This is a genomic window from Vibrio sp. VP6, assembly GCF_028823755.1.
GTDB classification, from domain to species: Bacteria; Pseudomonadota; Gammaproteobacteria; order Enterobacterales; family Vibrionaceae; genus Vibrio; species Vibrio parahaemolyticus.
Map to the genome: position 1 here is coordinate 23,810 of NZ_JAPEID010000040.1, position 18,822 is coordinate 42,631.

At 46.5% G+C, this 18,822-nt stretch carries 16 protein-coding genes; 6 read left to right on the plus strand and 10 right to left on the minus strand.

Going from position 1 to position 18,822, the window contains the following annotated elements:
• Positions 1 to 30 precede the first annotated feature (30 nt).
• Positions 31 to 1,362 (minus strand): anaerobic C4-dicarboxylate transporter, encoded by a 1,332-nt coding sequence (locus OU793_RS19940; protein ID WP_005460955.1) that lies wholly within the window; start codon positions 1,360 to 1,362, stop codon positions 31 to 33.
• A gap of 418 nt (positions 1,363 to 1,780) precedes the next feature.
• On the opposite strand from OU793_RS19940, the gene OU793_RS19945 reads away from it, so the two are divergent.
• On the plus strand, positions 1,781 to 2,518 hold the full coding sequence (locus tag OU793_RS19945) for a siderophore ferric iron reductase (RefSeq protein WP_140103617.1): 738 nt from the start codon (positions 1,781 to 1,783) through the stop codon (positions 2,516 to 2,518).
• 90 nt (positions 2,519 to 2,608) lie between these two features.
• Positions 2,609 to 4,843, plus strand: coding sequence for a TonB-dependent receptor (locus OU793_RS19950; RefSeq protein WP_274647823.1), 2,235 nt, complete (start codon positions 2,609 to 2,611; stop codon positions 4,841 to 4,843).
• A 52-nt stretch (positions 4,844 to 4,895) separates the two neighbouring features.
• On the opposite strand, the gene OU793_RS19955 is transcribed toward OU793_RS19950, so the two are convergent.
• Positions 4,896 to 5,078, minus strand: coding sequence for a DUF2986 domain-containing protein (locus OU793_RS19955; RefSeq protein WP_005480281.1), 183 nt, complete (start codon positions 5,076 to 5,078; stop codon positions 4,896 to 4,898).
• A 72-nt stretch (positions 5,079 to 5,150) separates the two neighbouring features.
• Between OU793_RS19955 and OU793_RS19960 the strand changes: the two genes are divergently transcribed.
• Entirely contained in the window at positions 5,151 to 5,660 is a 510-nt protein-coding gene (locus OU793_RS19960; protein ID WP_274647824.1) for a GNAT family N-acetyltransferase, read from the plus strand.
• Between the two features lie 14 nt (positions 5,661 to 5,674).
• Positions 5,675 to 6,070 (plus strand): nitrous oxide-stimulated promoter family protein, encoded by a 396-nt coding sequence (locus OU793_RS19965; protein ID WP_025627277.1) that lies wholly within the window; start codon positions 5,675 to 5,677, stop codon positions 6,068 to 6,070.
• Here the strand turns inward: OU793_RS19965 and OU793_RS19970 are convergent.
• Positions 6,057 to 7,442, minus strand: a complete 1,386-nt coding sequence (locus tag OU793_RS19970; RefSeq protein ID WP_159404340.1) for an MATE family efflux transporter — start codon at positions 7,440 to 7,442, stop codon at positions 6,057 to 6,059. The genes OU793_RS19965 and OU793_RS19970 overlap by 14 nt on opposite strands.
• Positions 7,443 to 7,493: 51 nt before the next feature.
• Here OU793_RS19970 and OU793_RS19975 point away from each other — a divergent pair, with 51 nt between their 5' ends.
• The gene (locus tag OU793_RS19975) at positions 7,494 to 8,387 is read left to right on the plus strand and encodes a helix-turn-helix transcriptional regulator (protein ID WP_025536183.1); all 894 of its coding nucleotides are present in this window, start codon (positions 7,494 to 7,496) and stop codon (positions 8,385 to 8,387) included.
• A gap of 53 nt (positions 8,388 to 8,440) precedes the next feature.
• Here OU793_RS19975 and OU793_RS19980 read toward each other — a convergent pair whose 3' ends face one another.
• The gene (locus tag OU793_RS19980; protein WP_159404339.1) at positions 8,441 to 9,601 is read right to left on the minus strand and encodes an MFS transporter; all 1,161 of its coding nucleotides are present in this window, start codon (positions 9,599 to 9,601) and stop codon (positions 8,441 to 8,443) included.
• A 176-nt stretch (positions 9,602 to 9,777) separates the two neighbouring features.
• Complete coding sequence (gene trxC / locus OU793_RS19985) at positions 9,778 to 10,212, minus strand: thioredoxin TrxC (RefSeq protein WP_140103620.1); 435 nt, start codon at positions 10,210 to 10,212, stop codon at positions 9,778 to 9,780.
• Between the two features lie 166 nt (positions 10,213 to 10,378).
• On the opposite strand from trxC, the gene OU793_RS19990 reads away from it, so the two are divergent.
• The gene (locus OU793_RS19990; protein WP_021450860.1) at positions 10,379 to 11,473 is read left to right on the plus strand and encodes a ketoacyl-ACP synthase III; all 1,095 of its coding nucleotides are present in this window, start codon (positions 10,379 to 10,381) and stop codon (positions 11,471 to 11,473) included.
• A gap of 87 nt (positions 11,474 to 11,560) precedes the next feature.
• Here the strand turns inward: OU793_RS19990 and OU793_RS19995 are convergent, their stop codons facing one another.
• The 5 genes from OU793_RS19995 to uhpC all read right to left on the minus strand — a co-directional run.
• Positions 11,561 to 12,886 carry a DUF1501 domain-containing protein gene (locus OU793_RS19995; protein WP_140103621.1) on the minus strand — a complete coding sequence of 442 codons (1,326 nt, stop codon included), beginning with the start codon at positions 12,884 to 12,886 and terminating at the stop codon, positions 11,561 to 11,563.
• A 9-nt stretch (positions 12,887 to 12,895) separates the two neighbouring features.
• On the minus strand, positions 12,896 to 14,458 hold the full coding sequence (locus tag OU793_RS20000; RefSeq protein WP_140103622.1) for a DUF1800 family protein: 1,563 nt from the start codon (positions 14,456 to 14,458) through the stop codon (positions 12,896 to 12,898).
• 446 nt (positions 14,459 to 14,904) lie between these two features.
• A complete protein-coding gene (locus OU793_RS20005; RefSeq protein ID WP_140103623.1) occupies positions 14,905 to 16,167 on the minus strand; it encodes a hydroxymethylglutaryl-CoA reductase in 1,263 nt (420 codons plus the stop codon).
• Positions 16,168 to 16,521: 354 nt separating this feature from the next.
• Complete coding sequence (gene manA, locus OU793_RS20010) at positions 16,522 to 17,739, minus strand: mannose-6-phosphate isomerase, class I (RefSeq protein WP_140103624.1); 1,218 nt, start codon at positions 17,737 to 17,739, stop codon at positions 16,522 to 16,524.
• Positions 17,740 to 17,863: 124 nt separating this feature from the next.
• Positions 17,864 to 18,822 (minus strand): MFS transporter family glucose-6-phosphate receptor UhpC (gene uhpC / locus OU793_RS20015; protein ID WP_274647825.1); only part of this gene is annotated, 959 nt, incomplete at its 5' end.

An 18,822-nucleotide genomic window follows, 5' to 3' on the forward strand; every position in this document is an offset into this window, starting at 1 on the left:
CTCGCATTCCAATCTTACTTTACAGGTTGTTTATGAAGGAATGATGATTTGTCCTAGTACGTAACCTAAGCAACACGCGCCGATCACACCAATCAAACCTACCGACATAAATGAGTGGTTGAAGTACCACTTACCAATCTTAGTTGTACCTGATGTATCGAAGTTCACTGTCGCGATATCAGAAGGGTAGTTCGGAATAAAGAAGTAACCGTACACCGCTGGCATTAGGCCGATAAGCAGTGCAGGATCTAGACCCAAGCCAAGACCAACAGGCAGCATCATACGAGCCGTTGCTGCTTGAGAGTTCACCACAACCGATACAATGAACAACGCAAGCGCGAACGTCCAAGGGTAGTTCGTTACCATCTCTACAATGCCAGATTTGAATTGAGGCATTGCGTATTGGAAGTAAGTATCAGACATCCATGCGATACCGAAGATAGCAATTGCCGCCACCATACCTGATTTGAATACCACACCGTTTGGCACGTCACGCGGGTCAGTTTTGGTTGCAAGAAGAATGATACCGCCGAAGCAGAGCATCATCATTTGAATGACAACGGCCATGCTAATTGGCTTCGCGCCATCCACAATGGTACGAATGTCTGGCCACATCGCGATAACGACGATAACCAAGATAGAAGCGATGAACAGCAACACAGAGTTGCGAGCACTTGTTGGTAGCACTTCGTCAAGAGACGTTGCAGTTGTGTTAAGGATCTTTTCACGCCACACAGGATCTTTCAAACGCTCTTGGTATTCTTCATCGTCTTCCAGTTCTTTACCGCGTTTGATGCTGTAAAGTGACATTAGCAACGTACCGAATAGTGTTGCTGGAACCGTAACGAGCAAAATAGAAAGCAGAGTGATCTCGTGCTGAATATCAGAGAGTTGTGCTAAGTAGTAAACCACAGCCGCTGAAATTGGTGAGGCTGTGATTGCGATTTGAGAAGCGACAGACGCCGCCGCCATTGGACGCTCAGGACGAATGCCGTTTTTCAATGCAACGTCGCCAATGATTGGCATAATGGAGTAAACCGCGTGACCTGTACCGAGCAAGAAAGTCATAAAGTAAGTCACAAAAGGAGCGATCAGGGTGACGCGTTTTGGGTTTTTACGAAGCACACGTTCGGCAACTTGAAGCATGTATTTCAAACCGCCTGCGGCTTCAAGAATCGATGCACATGTTACAACCGCTAGGATGATCAACATAACGGTGACAGGAGGGGAGGTTGGCGGCATCTTAAAGATAAAGACTTCAATCACCAAACCAATACCAGATACGACCCCGAGGCCGATACCACCATAGCGTGAGCCGATATACAGCATCACGAGCAAAAATAGAAACTCAAGATACAACATGTGGATTTCCTTATTCAAAACAGAGGGCTATATAGCCAAATTACCTAGTTATATTGTCCCGATATTCAGATGGAAAATACTTCATGTTGTTCACATTCCGCTGGATAAGAAACAGCAATATTCAATTATTGGCAATAACTCACGCTATCAGAGCGAACTGTTACAGACCTTTTACCAAGGTGTTTTTATGCTGTGGCATTTTTAAATCGAAATACCTCAAAACCTGCTGATGATTTAATCATTTGTTGAATTTTATAGTGTGTCGTTTTACTCAAGTGGTTGAGCAACGAAATGGATACTGACTTGGGGCGCCGGTCAACGGTATATAAAATGTACAAATACAAAAGATAATAGTTTGCATTGCGATTCATGGTTAAGTATAAAGGGGGCAGATCTCAAACCGTAACCGCACGCAATCATGTCCGAGTCATTTTTCCCGCAACTCTTTCAAACATCGCAAACCATCACTCCTTATTTACATGGCGATATTGGTCGCATTGAGTCGGATGCCATTCATATCGATAATGATATCAATCCCATCGTCCAAGAGTTGTATCGTCAACTTTCTGAAACGTATCCAGAGGCCGGAAGGGCGTATTGGCTCACAAGAACATGGGATTTGCTCTGCTGGCAGCCAATCTACGTTGCGCTTGTCTCTATCTACGGTTTTCAATCGCTCCCGAATTTGGGAAATATTGCGCAGTACTTACAGCCCTGCTTTGTAAGAGGATTTCGCTTTGCGGATCAGGAACATATTCAAGGTGATCACACAATATTGATTACGAAGGCTGGGCGTCAAATTCGAGCTTTGTTCGATTTTTATCAAGAACAGATGAACGAGTGGATTCGCATTCGTCCGGGGTTTACTCATCAGTTGATGTCAGACGGTATTTTGGCGTGCTTGTTAAGGTTACAGCAACATTTCCCTCAACTGACCGATGCCATCATTAAAGAGCACGCTAGCTTGTGGCTTAGTGCTCTGGGGCTGGATGAGCGTCATATCGATGCTTTGCATGGTGTGCCTCATGAGCAACCGCTCAAACTGGTCAGAAAAAGCTGCTGCTTGGTGTACAAGTGTGAAGGAAGAAAGCTCTGCGAGGACTGCCCGAGAGCTGCAAAAAACCGTCAGTTAATCATGCAAAAGAGCAATAGTTAACAATTCGTTAACCTATGTAACAGTGCTCGATTTGTTATTGATAATAAGTATCATTGTCGATTCTTTGGCTACAACAAAAAGATAAATACAATGACAAATAGGAAGTTCTCTTTAAACCTCATCGTATTAGCGATGAGCAGTGGATATGCAGCGCACGCATTGGCTGCGGAACAAGCTCAGCAACTGGCGTCTCAAAACGCAGCAGATGAACAATTAGTCGTGGTTGGCAGCGTCATGCCAAAATCTATCTCTGATATTCCCGGTACGGTTTGGTTTGTAGGGCAAGAAGAAATTGCTCAACAATACCGAGCAGGTAAAACTCTGGGTGATATTCTTTCTGCCACGATCCCTTCTTTAGATGTTGGCACTGGCGGCCGAACAAACTACGGCCAAAATCTGCGTGGCAGAGCCATGTTGGTCATGATTGATGGCGTTTCTCTGCAATCTTCTCGTCCTATCAGTCGTCAATTGGATGCGATTGACCCGTTCAACATCGAACGAATTGAAGTGCTTTCAGGCGCGACTTCCATTTATGGGGCTGGTGCGACGGGTGGTGTCATTAACATCATCACTAAAAAAGCGTACTCAGATGAATTGGCGTTTGAATCTTTTGTCGGCGGTACGTCAGGCTTCAACAGCAGCGATGATTTTGACTACAAAGTCGCACAATCCGTTGCTGGTGGAAATGACATCGTAAAAGCACGTGGCTCAGTGGTGTATTCCGAGACACAAGGTGCATTTGACGGAAATGGTGACATTGTCACGCCAGACATTTCTCAAGGTTCTCTGCAATACAACTCAACGCTTGATGTTATGGGTTCGGCAGAGATCCAAATCTCCGATGCCAGCAAACTAAACCTAGTCGCGCAATACTATGACAGCCAGCAAGATTCGCCATACGGCTTGTACATTGTTAATAGCAAATTTGTTGATGTGCGAAAAGGGTTCGATTCCGATCGTGAGCATGGTACAGAGCGTGTACTTTTAAGTGCAAACTACGCACACGACAACGTATTCGGTCATCAATTGATTGGTGAATTGTCTTACCGCAGCGAAGATCAAACCTTTACACCGTATTACCAAAGCTCTTCACAACAAGAAACCGAAGTGTTTGCGGGGCGTTTAGCGCTGGCGAAAAGTTGGGGTGCATTCAGTGCCGTTTACGGTGTGGATGCATACCTAGATCGATTCGATAGCAACCAAGCTTTGTTCGACAAAACCATCGCTGACAACTCAGGTAACCTAATTAACCGAACGTATGCGGAAGTGGGGCGTTATCCTGGTGTAGACGTAACCTCTTACGCGATGTTTGTGCAGGGTGATTACCAAATCAGTCAAGATTGGTCTATACAGGCGGGATACCGTTATCAATATATGGACAACAAGATTGATGATTTTGTCGCATACAGTGTGCAGAAGAACATTGCTTCGGGCAAAGGTGTGTCTGCCGATGAAGTGCCGGGTGGCAGTACTGATTACTCGGTGAGTTTGTTTAATGTTGGGACAATTTATCAGTTGAATGATGAATCTCAATTGTGGGCGAACTTCTCACAAGGTTTTGAATTAGCAGACCCAGCGAAATACTACGGTCAAGGCAGCTACGAGGCCGTTGATGCCAACGGGCACTACGCACTCAAAGACAGCATCAACGTAGCCGATTCAAAAATGTCGGGCATTAAAACGGACAGCTACGAAATTGGTTATCGCTTAGATACCGATACCGTCGCACTGCAAGCGGCGGGTTACTACTCGGTGTCGGATAACTCCATCAAGTACGATAAAAAGACGCTTCTAATTACCAACGTCGATGACGAGCAGCGCGTTTACGGCGCAGAAGCAAAAACGCTTCTAATTACCAACGTCGATGACGAGCAGCGCGTTTACGGCGCAGAAGCAAACATCAATTATTGGGTAAGCAGTGACATCCTATTGGGTGCTTCTGGTCATTATGTCGTGTCTGAGCTAAAAACCAACGGGAAGTGGGAAGACTTAAGCGCAGGTAAAGCAAGCACATCAAAAGCGAACGCGTGGGCGGCTTATTATCAGGATGATTATTCAGTGCGTCTACAAAGCCAAACGATGTTTGATTACGAAGATGATGCTAACAACAAGCTTGATGGTTACACCACGTTTGATCTACTGGGCAATGTGAATTTGCCAGTTGGTCAGCTTGGCTTTGGTATTCAAAACCTGCTTGATGAAGATTACACCACGGCTTGGGGCCAACGTGCACAGATCTTGTACGCAGCTCACTACGATGCGGCGGCGTATGATTACAAAGGTCGAGGCCGCACGTTTACACTGAACTACAGCCTTGAATACTAAGTTCAATATTCTTTTCTAAAAGTAAAAAAGCCGCATTATGCGGCTTTTCTTTTTAAGCTTGGTCAGCAGTTGCTGTCTCTACAACGTTTTCAGAAGATTGCTGTTGTTCTTCGGCTTCCATTTTCGCGCGCTCAGCTTTAGAGATGTAGCGCGGTTTGTTGCTTTTATGCAGCTTCGCGTTGTGCTTCTTCTGCTTCGCTTTTAAGATCTGATTGATTTTCTTCTTGCGGTTCATGGTGTTGGTCCTTTAATTTAGCGGGGCAGGATAGTGATTTTTCATCCAAGTTACAACCTTAATGGAGTTCGTATGAAAACTTTGACCACCGAACGATTGATACTGCGTCTAGTGAGTGTAGATGATGCGCCATTTATATTGGAGCTCTACAACCACCCTGACTTTTATCGCTTTGTTGGGGATAAGCAAATGCGAACCGATTACGAAGCGGCTCGTTACATCAAAGAGAACATGCTGCGTATGGAAGAAAAGAAAGGTGTGAGCTTGCTGGTGGTTGAAGATAAGCAGACAACACAGCCTCTAGGCATTTGTGGGTTAGTGAAGCGTGATACCTTGAACGCTTACGACATCGGCTATGGTTTTCTTCCTTCAGCTTACGGCCAAGGTTTTGCTATAGAAGCAGCAAAGGCAGTGATCGAGTACGCGAAACAAGCGATGCAACTTAGTCAACTGCTCGCGATTATGAATAATGATAATATTCGTAGTATAAGTTTGCTGAAAAAACTCGGTTTCGAATTTGAACGTGTTGAGCAGCAATATGATAATGGCCGAACTTTAGAACTCTACACTCTCCAGCTGTGATTTTGGGCAATACCATGAGCGATATTTTACTTGGCAAACTCGCCACCGAATTTAAAACCGTCAAAGCGATGGTGGAGGTGTATTGCCATGATCATCATGGAACCAAAGATGCGCTGTGCAGCGAATGCCGTGAACTGCTTGAGTACGCGGAAGTGCGATTGGACCGATGCCCATACGGAGAAGAAAAACCGACGTGTAACAAGTGCCCAATCCACTGCTATAAACCCGAACCTAAAGAACAGATGCGTTTAGTGATGCGCTATTCAGGCCCGAGAATGTTACTAAAACATCCGATTCTGGCAGTTCGGCACCTGCTGCACGAGAAACGCGAGGTTCCTGAAAAACCAGCTGCCAATGCATCGAACCGCCACAAAAGAATCAATGTAGAACGCGATACTAAGAAGTCGTAACGACGGTTAGATTCTTTATCCAATACTTTTGCGTGTATCGACGATAACACAACGCCAACTTAACGACTTCCTCTGCAATCATAAGTGCATACACGTACTTAAACTCCCAACCAAGAACAAACGCAGCGATTGCGCAAAGTGGTAAGCCTGTCATCCACATGGCGATAAAGTCCATGCGTAAGCAGAATACGTTGTCGCCACCAGCTCGAATAATCCCGTTAATGATGATCATGTTCAACATACGCAACCAAATCGCGCAGCACAAAATTATCACCGCAGGGGCTGCGAGTGTGTAAAGCTCAGGGTTGTCCAAATTCAATGCTGCAATGATCAACTCACGATTGAGAAGCAACAGTGCGCCAATGGAAATACCAAAAACAAAGACTGCTTTGATAAAGAATTTTGCCATGTGTTCGGCTTGCTCAAAGGCATCGCGCCCCAAGGATTGACCAATCATCACAGAGCACGCCACAGAGATCCCAAAGAAAATCGAGTAACAGAGTGATTCAAATGGGCCGAGCATGCTAAATACCGCCAATTCGGTTGTCCCCATGTGGCCAAAAATCATCTGATAAACCATAGTGCCGATTGCCCAAAGTAGCGCACCTAGCGTCATTGGCAGCGCAAGACGACGATAAGACAGCCACAGCGAAGGGCGTTCAGAGCCTTCTTTTACTTCCAGCACCCAGTGCTTCTGCCAACGCATGTAGGCAATCATGGCGAGTACTTGGAACAAACGAGAAATGGTCGTAGCGAATGCCGCACCAGCGACCCCCATTGCTGGGATGCCAAAGCCGCCTTTGATTAACCAGAAATTCAAACCAATATTAAGGACGATGGTCATTGCATCCATTAATAGCGGAGTGACGGTGTCACCCGAAGAGCGCATGCTGGCTTCGAGCACGATGACGATATGCGTAAGCAACAGCACCGGAAACGCATACCACAAGTAAGTCGCACCCAACTCAATCACTCGTGTATCGCTGGTTTGTAAACGCATGATGAGTTCGCTACCAAGCGTGATGATCAACGTCACTGGGATAAGCACTTTTAAGCCAAATCGGATGGCGATACCAGTGACGGTTTTGGCACTGACGGCATCATTTCGCCCCCAATATTGAGCAACGAGCGTGCCGTTGGCAGAGGCTAGACCGGCCATGATCATGATCGCTACGAAATGCCATTTTGACGCAATTCCCACAGCCGCTGTCGCTTCTTTACCAAAGTCACTAACCATGAGAACATCAGCCAATGCCAATATCGCGACAAGCGCGCTTTGGATTGCGACGGGAAAACCTAAGCGAATAATCTGACGTAACAAGTCGCCAGACATAGGATTTGTTTGGTTTTTGATGTCAGTGTTGTTCGTCATAGTCACTCCTCAGTTTGTGGGGGAATATAAAACCAACCGAGGCATAAATACATGTTCGAAAATCGACAAAACCTGTGCGAATCCGTCATCGGTCAATTCTCTCCTCAACATGAGTGGCACGATGACGTCTACCTTGCACCTGCGTGCAAAGAACGTTTTCTTACGCTAACGGAAATTCCAGAATGGCAACGTGCCGATATTTTTATGGCGGGATTGGCTGAGCTGCACGACGGTTATCATGTTGAGCGTGACAAGGTGGGCGTGCATACGTTGTTATTCACGTTAGAAGGCGGCGGTGTGTTGATTACGCCGAATTGCGTTAAGGAGATCGAACCGTATACGCTGACCATCTTGCCCGTAGACACTTGCTTTCGTTTCGAGATCAACCCGCGTTTGGGAAGTTGGAAAATGGTCTGGTTGCTGCCACAAAATGCACCTGCATGGCATCATCTCAATGATCTTGGTCAGTGCGTGATTCCATTTCGTGGCTCAGAACAGATTTGGTCGTTGATGACCTTACTCTACAACGAAATCGGCGGACGCTCTGGTTTTCGTCAGTTATTGATCAGTGAAGTGCAACGGTTGGTGAAAAGTGTGGAAACGCCAATCAGTACGTCACTTTCGCGTGTTCAGACCTTGTTTAATGAGATAGAAGGGCAACTGCATTTGCCTTGGACTGTCAGTGAGATGGCGAAGCGATGTTTTATTAGTGAAGAACAGCTAAACCGTTTGTCGAAACAGCTCTTCAATATGAGCCCGAGGAGCAAGTTGATCGAGCTGCGAATGCACAAAGCAGCAGACTTGTTGCAATACCGGGCGTGGTCAATTGCGATGATTGCCAATCGATTGGGATACCGAGACCCGTACAACTTTACGCATCGATTTAAGAAGTTCTACGGCATTTCACCAACACGTTATCGAAAGCAGTTAATGGAAAACGCATAAAAAAACGAGGGCAGATAGCCCTCGTTTTCAATGGTCATTTGGTTGTTTTAGCTTTATAGGCCCGCAGCCATTTGCTGTTTGGTTTTGCTCGCTGCAAGCAACATGTAAACGCATGTCGCTACCAAAGCCGCAAACAAGTAACCCAACAAGCCGTGTACTTGGCCCATAAATTTGTCTGCGACCACTGGGCCTGCTACTGAGCCTACGCTGTAGCTAAACAGCATGACTTGAGTTGCAGAGACAATAAAGCGTTCATCAAGTCCTTCACAGCCGAGGTTGATTGCCACTGGGTATAGAGCAAACGTGGCCATGCCCAATAGGAAAAGCGACGCCGCCAACACTGCGGTAGACGTAGAGATGAACGTCAAACCGATAGAGAAAATACCCAAAATACAGAAGAACGCCATTAAGACTGTTCGGCTCATGTATTTGTTTAATGTGGTCACCATAGGTTGAACCAACATGCCGCCAAGGATCACCAACGCCATAAGCGTACCAATGTCTTGGTAGGTAATTTTACGGTTCGCCAATTCAACAGGCATAAGACCGTAAATCGCACCCAAGGTTAAACCAGATACGACGCAACCGATGATCGCTGCATGATTGAGTTTTGCAATCTGTTTGAATGACAATGAAGTCGATTCATGGCTATTCGGTTGTTCGCAATCAATAAACATCAGTACCAGCATCGCCATTAGGATCAATGTTGTAATCGCAACAAAGGGTACGCCGCCACTTACGCCAAGAACGCCAATACCAAATTGACCTAGAGCCGAACCGCCGTACAGAGAAAGCATGTATAGGCTTAGGCGTTTTGCGCGTGATGCTTCGTCGCCTGACATCAACCAGGATTCAACGATCACGAATACACCAGCAACCGCGACACCAGCAATAAAGCGCGCAACGAGCCAAACTAGGCCATTCGGGAATGCTGGTAGGGCAACGATGGTGAGCGAAAATGCAGCCAAACAGCCAATAAATGCTTTGCGGTGGCCAACATTGCGAACAATGCGTTCGATAAACATGGCACCAATCAACAAGCCGCCATAAAACACGCTCGCCAACCAACTCGCGTAATCAGCAGAGATGTTGTATTCGCCGAGCATGAGTGGGATCAAGCTCATCAAATAACCTGAAGCAACCGCGTAAAGAGACAGTGCGACGACTGGAACTGTAACTCGTGGTGATGCTGCAGAAACGACTGTGTTTTCCAATGTTTTGCGCCTATAAATTAAGAGAAATCTGGGGGTTATTCGGCGCGAATATGAGGCTAATTAGTAGGCATGTAAAATGATAAATTTGTGTCGTATCGACAAATAAAATTTGTCGAGATTATATGGCAATTTGCTGCATAAAAAAGCCTGCCAGACTGGCAGGCTCAAGGTTGGGATTATTTTGTAAGTGCTTGATTTAACCATTGATCAAACTGCGATTTAGGCAGCGCACCATTCAGCATATCAACGCGCTGACCGTTCTTGAATACCATGATGGTTGGAATGCTGCGAATACCAAACTGCGCCGCAAGCTGTTGTTGGGCTTCAGTATCAATCTTTACAAAACGAGCCGTTCCTGCTTGTTCTTGCGCGACATCCGAGAAAACAGGAGCAAAGCCGACGCACGGATTGCACCATGGAGCCCAAAAATCGACAATAACTGGCGTTGAGCTTTCTAATAGTGCAGAAAAGTTATCGAGTGTACCTTCAATAGGCGCGCCATCTAAAAGCGGGCTCTTACATTTACCGCACGTTGCAGCTTCTGCAACACGCTCATTAGGGACACGATTTAAACCGCCACAAGATGGGCAACGAGTTTTAAACGATGACATGACTTCTTCCTTTATAACAACTTGATGAAAACATGACTTACCAGTCAGCTTCATAATGCGTATACTTTCTTTTTACTTGCAAATTTTATGGAATAGCAAGTTTTATAATAGAACCGGATCAGGTTCTTAGATATTTCATTAAAATACAACAATAAATAGGTCTGCGATGACAAATTACTACGCTGAAATTACAGGTTGGGGGAAATGTGTTCCGCCAACCGTGCTCTCTAACGATGATCTTAGCACTTTCCTTGATACTTCAGATGAGTGGATTCGCACCCGAACAGGTATCGAAAATCGCCGTATTAGCCATGTAAATACTTCAGATATGGCGACAGTAGCCGCTCAGCATGCGTTGGCAAGAGCAGGCGTTGAAGCAAGCGAAATCGACCTAATCATTGTTGCAACGTGCTCTCCTGATTCACTTATTCCAAACATTGCGTCTAAAGTGCAGCAAAATCTGGGCATTCGCTCAGCGGCGGCTTTCGACTTAAACGCAGCATGTACCGGTTTTGTATACGGCCTAGAAACGGGCACGCGTTTGATTCAGTCCGGTAACTACCGACACGCCATCATCATCGGTGCGGAACGCTTGTCTTTCTACATTGACTGGGCGATGCGTGATACCGCGGTTCTATTTGGTGACGGCGCGGGTGCGGTGGTTCTATCTCGCACAGAGAAAGAAACGGGCTTGCTGCAATCGCAAATTGGTTGTGATGCCAAAGGTCGCGATATTCTTTCTGTGCCGAAGTTTGGTACTTGTATGGACCGCTTTGCGGAAGATAACGGTTACTGGGATTTCAACTTTGTGGGTCAAGAGATCTTCAAACGCGCAGTGAAAGGCATGGGCCTAGCGGCGAAAACCGTACTGAAAGCATCTCAGTTGACGACGGAACAAATTGATGTGGTGATTCCGCATCAAGCGAACATCCGTATTATTCAAACGCTGTGCGACCTTTCCGGTATTCCTCAAGACAAAGCGTTTGTGAACATTCAAAACTACGGCAATACCTCTGCGGCAACGGTGCCAATTGCATTGTGTGAGGCGGTAGAGCAAGGCCGAGTAAATCCTGGCGATAACATGCTTCTGGCTGCGTTTGGTGCAGGTTTGACGTGGGGTGCAGCAGTGCTGAAGTGGGGTGACCGCGTAACGCCAATTGGTGAAAGTGATGCAGCTCTGCCTGAGTGTGAAAAATCTGCGCTAGAATTACTTGAGCGCGCTATCAAGCTTTGTAACGAACGTCGTCGTGACGAAGTTTAATGAACGTTCGTTAACATAGATGATATTGCAAAGGGAGCATTGCGCTCCCTTTTTGACAATTAAATAAACGAAACTAAGCCGCTTAGCTTAAGCCATAAAGCCAAGGTTAGATGTGGTGAAATTACGGATGTTCGGGAATACGTAGTCCAGTGCGGCATTGTCACTCACACCCATCCACTGTGCGAGAGTTGAGCCAACTTGGTCTGCGGCAATAGCCGGAATCAATCGACCTTTTGAGTAATCATCTTGCCCTCCAAGTGTTAACTCTGGCCACGTACCGATCGGCGCACTGCTATTTACCGCACCACCTATCAATAACTGATGACCGCCCCAGCCGTGATCGGTACCGTTACCATTATTGGTCATTCGTCGACCAAAGTCAGACATCGTAAACGTGGTCACGTTTTTACTCATACCGAGCTTATCAACTGCGCGATACATGGCATTTAGGTTGGTGGCGAGATCTTCGAGTAACAAAGGGTGTCGCGCAAGTTGCGAGTCATGCAAGTCGTATCCTGTATGTTTTACAAAGAACACTTGTCGCTGCTGACTAAGCGCACTCTGGCTGGCGATCAATTTGTACACGGTCTGCATTTGTTTGCCGAGCGTAGAAGAGGAGAATAAAGGCGCGTCGTCGATCAGTTTCAGTTGCTCCGCGAGGATGTTGCTCATCATCATGGATTCGTCGACCATCAAATTAAAATGCCCACTGAACGGGTTATCTGCGCTTTGTGAGAGCAGTTTTTGATAAATCTCTTCGTAAACTGGATTTCCAACCGCCGTCAATTGAACCGCTTTGTCTTTTTTGAGTACGGTCTGACGGTGCTCCATGGCCTTCAACCATAACGTATCGCCATGCACACTATACAGCGGTGTTATTTGAGCGTCTGATGTTAGCACATCGAGCATGCGTCCAGCCCAACCTAAATTCGTAGAAGCATCCATCCCACCGCGCAGCCAAGATGCGGTCTGTGAGTTGTGAGAAAACAACTGCTCTGGCAATGGAACATCACCTTGTTCGATGGCTTGTTTTGTCACAGGTTGATTGAGAATGCCGCTATTGAGCACCAAATTAGCATCGCCTTGTTGGAATAGTGGAGCAAGTGCCGACAACTTAGGATGTAGCCCAAGCGGAACGGCGTTGTTGTTTGCGTCGTGGGCATTCAATCCGATGGGAATAATGGTATTTTTGGCAACAGAAAGAGATCCTCTCACATTGGCGTACTGGTTGTAGTGAAAATCAGATAGCGGCAATATGGTATTAATCGCGTCGTTTCCGCCAGCTAAGTATACACAGATTAGCGCTCGGAAATCATTTGAAGGCGCGGCAAGTGAATAACCCGGCAATCCGAGTGAAGCGATCGCCCCAAACGATGCGGTGCTTTTTAGAAAGTTACGTCTCGAAATGTCCATAATTCACCCCTAATCCTGAATGTAAAATTCATCGCCAGAAATCGCAGTAAAGATAACGAGTGCGAGTTTTGTTGTTGGTACGTAATCGGTTCGATACTCATCCGACACTTCTAGCAAAAGCGCTTTGAGTTCAGGCGAAGCCGTGCCCGCAAAGAATCGTTCATCGACACGCTCAACGAGAGCTTCGTGATCATCGAGTAGGGAATACAGTTCGCTAAAGTCCAGCGTATAAGTATCACCACCACCCGAGCGAGTGCTACTAAGCATGAAATTGACCAGATCGGTATACACTGACCAATCGAGCAATTCGTATTCGGGTGACACCATGCCTGATTGCACAAACTCATTCGAAGGTTGATAGTCTGGCGAGTAGAAATTAAATACTGAAGGAGAACGCAGTGCGCCTTGTTCTGCGGTGTTCATCACTGTTGTTGCTCCGTCATAGCGCGCAGCGGTAAGTGTAAAGCCTGCGGCTCGGTGGAAGTTAGTGAGCACCAAAATGGGCTCTTTCACTTTCATTGGCGGCGTGTTGGTTAACCCCATGGCTTCGTTATCAAGTAAAACCGCGCGGATCACTGCGCTTAAATCACCTTTTACCCCTTTTCCGTTGTTGTTGAATACGCGAGCAACTCGCGCAACGTACTCCGGGCTTGGGTTAGAAGAGACGAATCGTTGAATCAAAAACTTCGACACAAATGGCGCAATGTTAGGATGAGACATCAATATATCCAGCACTTGTGAGAGCTCTTCTTGGGCGGTCAAACCCGCAGGAATGGTTGTTCCCAACACGGTTTTTTCGTTGGTGTCATGTCGGCTGTTTATCACGCGCATGGGTTCAACAAATGCCGTGTCTGAATTTTTCCAACCAGTTAGCGCACGGGCCAGTTCTTGGATATCAGTTTGAGAGTAGGTCGGCAGCGGTTTTCCGGTTTTAGGAGCACGTTTTACACTGCCATCAAGGTTTAGCTCGTAAAGTCCTAACGTAAAAAGCTGCATCAGTTCTCTGGCAAAGTTTTCATCCGGTAGCGCGCCTGTTGAAGTATTTTCCTTAGTGCTGCCCATCATTGATAGGTAGTTACCCATCGCTGGGTGGATAGCCACTTCGTGTAGAAGATCACGATAGTTGCCAAAAGCATGCTTCACCAACACATCGTAGTAGTCCACTAGGCCTGTTGGCTTGCTCGATAGTGCTCCGCCATAGCGCGAGACCACGAGTATTTGGCTTAACGCAAATGCCATTCGCTGACGAAGCTGGTCTTCTGATGTGAGAACAATTTGATACCAAGCATTTTCTCGATTTGCTTGTGCTCCTTTGCTAAAAGGAGTGTCGTAGAGAGGACGATGATAGGTCGCCGGAAGAAGAAGTTGTTGTTTGATCCAACTTTCAATGCCAACTTCTTCGACTTGATCAATCAAGGCTGGCGTTGGTCCAAACGTACTTTGATAAAGAAAGCGCGCATTGACGAAGTTAGCGGAATCCTCTTCTGAGGAAACGGACCCTGGATAGCAGAGCAACATGGCTAAGAATCCTAGCACCCAACAAGAAATTCCATTTTGTTTCTGACGTCTCATAGTTAACTCGCTTACCCAAAGGAACGACTTAAATCCATTTAACGGGAGTAGTGACGCTCGTGTGAGCTTTAAAATAAATTTAGAAAAATCAAGCAGCTGCAGAGGTGAGTATAGTCGCTATAAGTGACTAATAAAAAACACAATTACTGAAAATAGTACGATTTTGTAACGACAGGAATTGGTAATTTGAGATAACTTACTGAATTTTATGTATAGACAAAAAGAAAGAAAAACCGCGTAAGAAAGAGAATAATTGTGAACAGATACGGAACTGACGGTCAATTTTGCCCAAGGTAAAGAGGCGGCTTTATCGATGAGAGCGAACTCGGTGTTTAAAACGAATGAGCCATGAAAGAAAATTATCGAAGAGAAGGATCTGAATAAGTGCCCCGCAGAAGTTCAGCGCTCAGAGAAAAACAAAAGGTCTTCTCTGAGCGGCGAGTCAGTTATTTACGCGCTAATTTATGATGAGCTCGGGAGAAGTGATCGGCACAAAATGCGCCAACAATCGAGAGTTCGCCAGCCAGACAAAGCGCAGCTGCGACTTCGGCTAAGGCTTTCGCTTTGCCGTTGCCGTGCAAACCTAAAATATCCAAACATGCTTTTTGCGTAGGAAGGCCAGTGCCCCCGCCAACCGTTCCCACCATGATGTTTGGCAAGGTTACGCACGCGTACAAGTTGCCTTGAGCGTCCACATCCATACGAGTGATACCAATGGCAGACTCTGCAACACAAGCGGCATCTTGACCGCAAGCAATGTACAGCGCGGCAAGAGCGTTTGCGTAATGCGCGTTGACGCCAATTGTCCCGCTGAGTAAACCGCCCACCGTGGTCATTTTGCCAAATTGAACCATAGACTCCGGCGTTGTATGCAGATATTTTTTCACCAACTCTGCTGGAATGGTCACTTCGGCGGATACTTTCTTACCGCGTACCGAGCGCAGCGTGTGCGCGTTTGGTTTTTTGTCGCCTGATAAGTTGCCATCCAAGAATGCTTGAGTTGGTTTGATTGGGCTGGTCGCCAAAATATGATGGAACACTTCGTTTGTTGCGATGGTCACCATGTTTTGTCCGGAAGCGTCACCGGTCACGTATTCAAAGACCAAATAAACGTGGTTTCCTTCGATATTTACATTGATATCTTTGAGTTTGCCATGTGAGGTGGTGGATTCCGCTATTTGACGAAATACTTCAAATTGGGTCATAACCCAACTGACGAACTGGCCAGCGTCGGCAAGGTTATTAAAGGCGAACACTGGTGTTCGGCTCACCCCTTCACTCAGTAACAATGCGCTTGCGCCACCAGCGGCGGTAATAAGATTTGCGCCACGGTTGTAGGAAGCGACTAACGCGGCTTCTGTCGTTGCGAGCGGAACCAAAAAGTCATCGTTCGCATACAAACCGTTGACGCGCAAAGGACCTGCGATGCCGACCGGCACATTGACAGTACCAATGAAGTGCTCGATGTTGTTGGAGTAAGCGTCGCAATGTGACTGTGTGAAAGGATCAAGAAGATGATCTTTATCGGTCACTTGTTCCAATACTTGCCAACGGCGCGCCAAATGCTTATCCGACAGGCCTGGGCTTAAGCAGAGACGTTTCTCTGGCTTGTGAAACTTCGGTTCTAATGCCGATTGAATCTTACTGCTGGTTTCGATATCGGAAAGGGCGGAGCTTTGAACAGGGTTATCTTGGTTTAACTTCGGCATACAAACGTTAACTGAAAAATCGAACCAGAGATTGTAGTGATTGAGGCTTTGATTACAACGTTGATTATACGTTTTGCAACAAATACCACTGTGCAAGCGCATTTGTTATCCAAGTAATTTGATATTGGAGCGGCGAATTTACCGGAAATAAATGGGTATCGACAATGGATGTTGTAGTGAATAGAGGAATCTATGGTTCTCAGAGAACTTAGATGGTTTAGACCGCAGCGGCTTTGAGTCGATAAGGTGTAAGAATGAGTGTCTTAAAACCGGACAGGCTCAATCTATGAGAGGAATAAATTGTCTAACCCAGTCCCTTGGGTCAGACGCTAGCTTGAATCCGTTATTCAGAAGTTAGTTAAAGGCGCGAGCCACACGTCCCGCACTTTGAATACGGTAATAGCCAACGTAAGCAGGAACAAATACGGATTGTCCTTTCGCGGCGGTTAACGTCTCACCGTTATCACTGATGAGTGTCAGGTCGGCATCAATCGCCATCAAAATCTCTGCGCTGTTTGCCTCAACCACTTCATTGTTCGGTTGGTTAAGAATGCTGAAACTAAAGTCTGCCACTGGAACGGGGTAAAGGCTTTGGCAACCATTGGCATTGGGTTCTAGTACAAGGCTGTTAAACGGCTTAGGCACAAAGTCTGTGCATTTAACCAGTTCTTCAACATCCATATGTTTCGGCGTGAGTCCTGCACGCAAAACGTTATCTGAGTTCGCCATGATCTCTAATCCCGTTCCTTTAATGTAAGCGTGTGGCGTTCTTGCGCTCAGGAACATCGCTTCGCCAGGTTGCAGTGTGATGACATTCAACAGTAATGGCGCAAACAAGCCGACATCGCCGGGGTATTGAGTGGATAGATCCAAGATGAGCTGGAAAACGTCGCTGTCAGTGCCTTCTTCCGATTGACGTGAAGCGTGGGCAAGAAGCTGTTTCAGTGCTCGCTCTTTTGTTTCTCCTTCCATGGTCAGAATGTGCACAAAGAAATCTCGTAAACCTTGTGAGTTGATTTCGCGTTTGAATGTATCAAGAGGCGCGCGTAGCTCATCGATATCGCAAAGGCCAAATGCTTCAATAATCTCGTCATACGAACGAAAACCGTTCATGGCTTGGTAACTTGTAAGCGCGTACACCAACTCAGGTTTATGGTTTGGATCTTTGTAGTTACGATGGCTCGCGTTTAGTGGAATGCCAGCACTTTGCTCTTTTTCGAAACCTATTTCGGCATCTTGTTTGCTTGGGTGAACTTGAATCGACAGTGCATGTTCGGCCGCTAAGATCTTAAACAGAAAGGGCAGGTCGCCAAATTTCGCTGCGGTTTCTGCTGATAAGTAAGCGGGTTGGTTTTGTTTGATCAGTTCAGACAAAGGCAGCGTGTTTTGCTCAATCTGAACTTCAGAGCAGCCGTTTGGGTGAGTACCCATCCATACTTCTGCTTGAGGCTCATTCGTTTCGTTAGAAAAGCCAAACAAATCGTGAATAGAAGAGGTGCTTCCCCAAGCGTAGTTTTGGATTTTGTTGTTCATTTGAAAGAAGCTATGCGATGAAATAGTGTTCAAATTCATGAATTTTTCCCATAGTTAACCCTCCGAACTGAATCGGAAGAAAAATTGAGCAGAGATACGTTAAATAAGGATGGCGAGCGCGGTTAGGTCACTCGCCAATTTGCGCGAAGGGCGATAAGTCGATTTACAACCGAGGTTTTGGTTCGAGTGGTTTTCGTGATGGTTGCGCTTGCAAAAATGGCAGCAACAAAAGGCCAATGACGGCTGCACAAACTGAAATGGTGATGAAGAAACCCGTCCAATGATATTCTTCAAGAATTAACGCCAGTGGATAACCAGACAATGCTGCGCCCATGTAGGCGAACAAGCCCACGAATCCTGTTGCCGCGCCGGCAGAATCTTTGTGAGAGCACTCCGCCGCCGCCATACCGATCAGCATTTGTGGCCCAAAGACAAAGAAGCCGATGGAGAACAATCCCGCCGCTTGGAATGCAAAGTTGGTCAGAGGCATCAGCCAAAGCGCGGAGACAGATAAGAAAATCCCAATAGCGAACAGTAAGTTCATTGGCCCACGGTTACCGCCAAAGAGTTTGTCTGAGCCCCAACCAGCAACCAGTGAACCAACAAAACCGCCGATTTCAAACATCGACAGAGCAGCGTTGGCGTTAATCAGGCTATAGTGATGCTGCTCGGTCAAGTACAGGTTTCCCCAGTCATTGATTGCGGTTCGGACGATGTAAACCAACACGTAACTGAACGCGAGTAGCCAGATGTATTTGTTGTTAAATACGTACGATTTCAGAATTTCGCGGTAGGTGAGGCCACGTCCGTAATTTTCTTGCGCAAGTTCTAGTGCGTCGTTGCGCCATTGTCCGACACTTGGTAAGCCCATTGTTGTGGGTTTGTCGCGCAATCGCCAACAAACGAATAGACCGAGTAATACCCCGATGATGCCGGGTAGAATAAAGCCTTCACGCCAGCTGTAGTGCAACGTTAAATAGCCCACCAAAATAGGGATCAGCGCGCCACCAACGTTGTGTGCGGTGTTCCAAATCGCCCATAAGAAGCCACGCTCGGAGCGTGAATACCAAGTGGTTAACAGCTTGGAGCATGAAGGCCAGCCCCAGCCTTGGAACCAGGCGT

Bases quoted from the DNA above. Each gene is read 5' to 3' on its own strand.
- OU793_RS20005 (WP_140103623.1), bottom strand. From the start codon at position 16,167: ATGCCGAAGTTAAACCAAGATAACCCTGTTCAAAGCTCCGCCCTTTCC.
- OU793_RS19940 (WP_005460955.1), bottom strand. From the start codon at position 1,362: ATGTTGTATCTTGAGTTTCTATTTTTGCTCGTGATGCTGTATATCGGC.
- manA (WP_140103624.1), bottom strand. From the start codon at position 17,739: ATGAATTTGAACACTATTTCATCGCATAGCTTCTTTCAAATGAACAAC.
- OU793_RS20000 (WP_140103622.1), bottom strand. From the start codon at position 14,458: ATGAGACGTCAGAAACAAAATGGAATTTCTTGTTGGGTGCTAGGATTC.
- OU793_RS19995 (WP_140103621.1), bottom strand. From the start codon at position 12,886: ATGGACATTTCGAGACGTAACTTTCTAAAAAGCACCGCATCGTTTGGG.
- OU793_RS19945 (WP_140103617.1), top strand. From the start codon at position 1,781: ATGTCCGAGTCATTTTTCCCGCAACTCTTTCAAACATCGCAAACCATC.
- OU793_RS19990 (WP_021450860.1), top strand. From the start codon at position 10,379: ATGACAAATTACTACGCTGAAATTACAGGTTGGGGGAAATGTGTTCCG.
- OU793_RS19970 (WP_159404340.1), bottom strand. From the start codon at position 7,442: ATGACGAACAACACTGACATCAAAAACCAAACAAATCCTATGTCTGGC.
- OU793_RS19965 (WP_025627277.1), top strand. From the start codon at position 5,675: ATGAGCGATATTTTACTTGGCAAACTCGCCACCGAATTTAAAACCGTC.
- OU793_RS19960 (WP_274647824.1), top strand. From the start codon at position 5,151: ATGAAAACTTTGACCACCGAACGATTGATACTGCGTCTAGTGAGTGTA.
- OU793_RS19950 (WP_274647823.1), top strand. From the start codon at position 2,609: ATGACAAATAGGAAGTTCTCTTTAAACCTCATCGTATTAGCGATGAGC.
- OU793_RS19975 (WP_025536183.1), top strand. From the start codon at position 7,494: ATGTTCGAAAATCGACAAAACCTGTGCGAATCCGTCATCGGTCAATTC.
- trxC (WP_140103620.1), bottom strand. From the start codon at position 10,212: ATGTCATCGTTTAAAACTCGTTGCCCATCTTGTGGCGGTTTAAATCGT.
- OU793_RS19955 (WP_005480281.1), bottom strand. From the start codon at position 5,078: ATGAACCGCAAGAAGAAAATCAATCAGATCTTAAAAGCGAAGCAGAAG.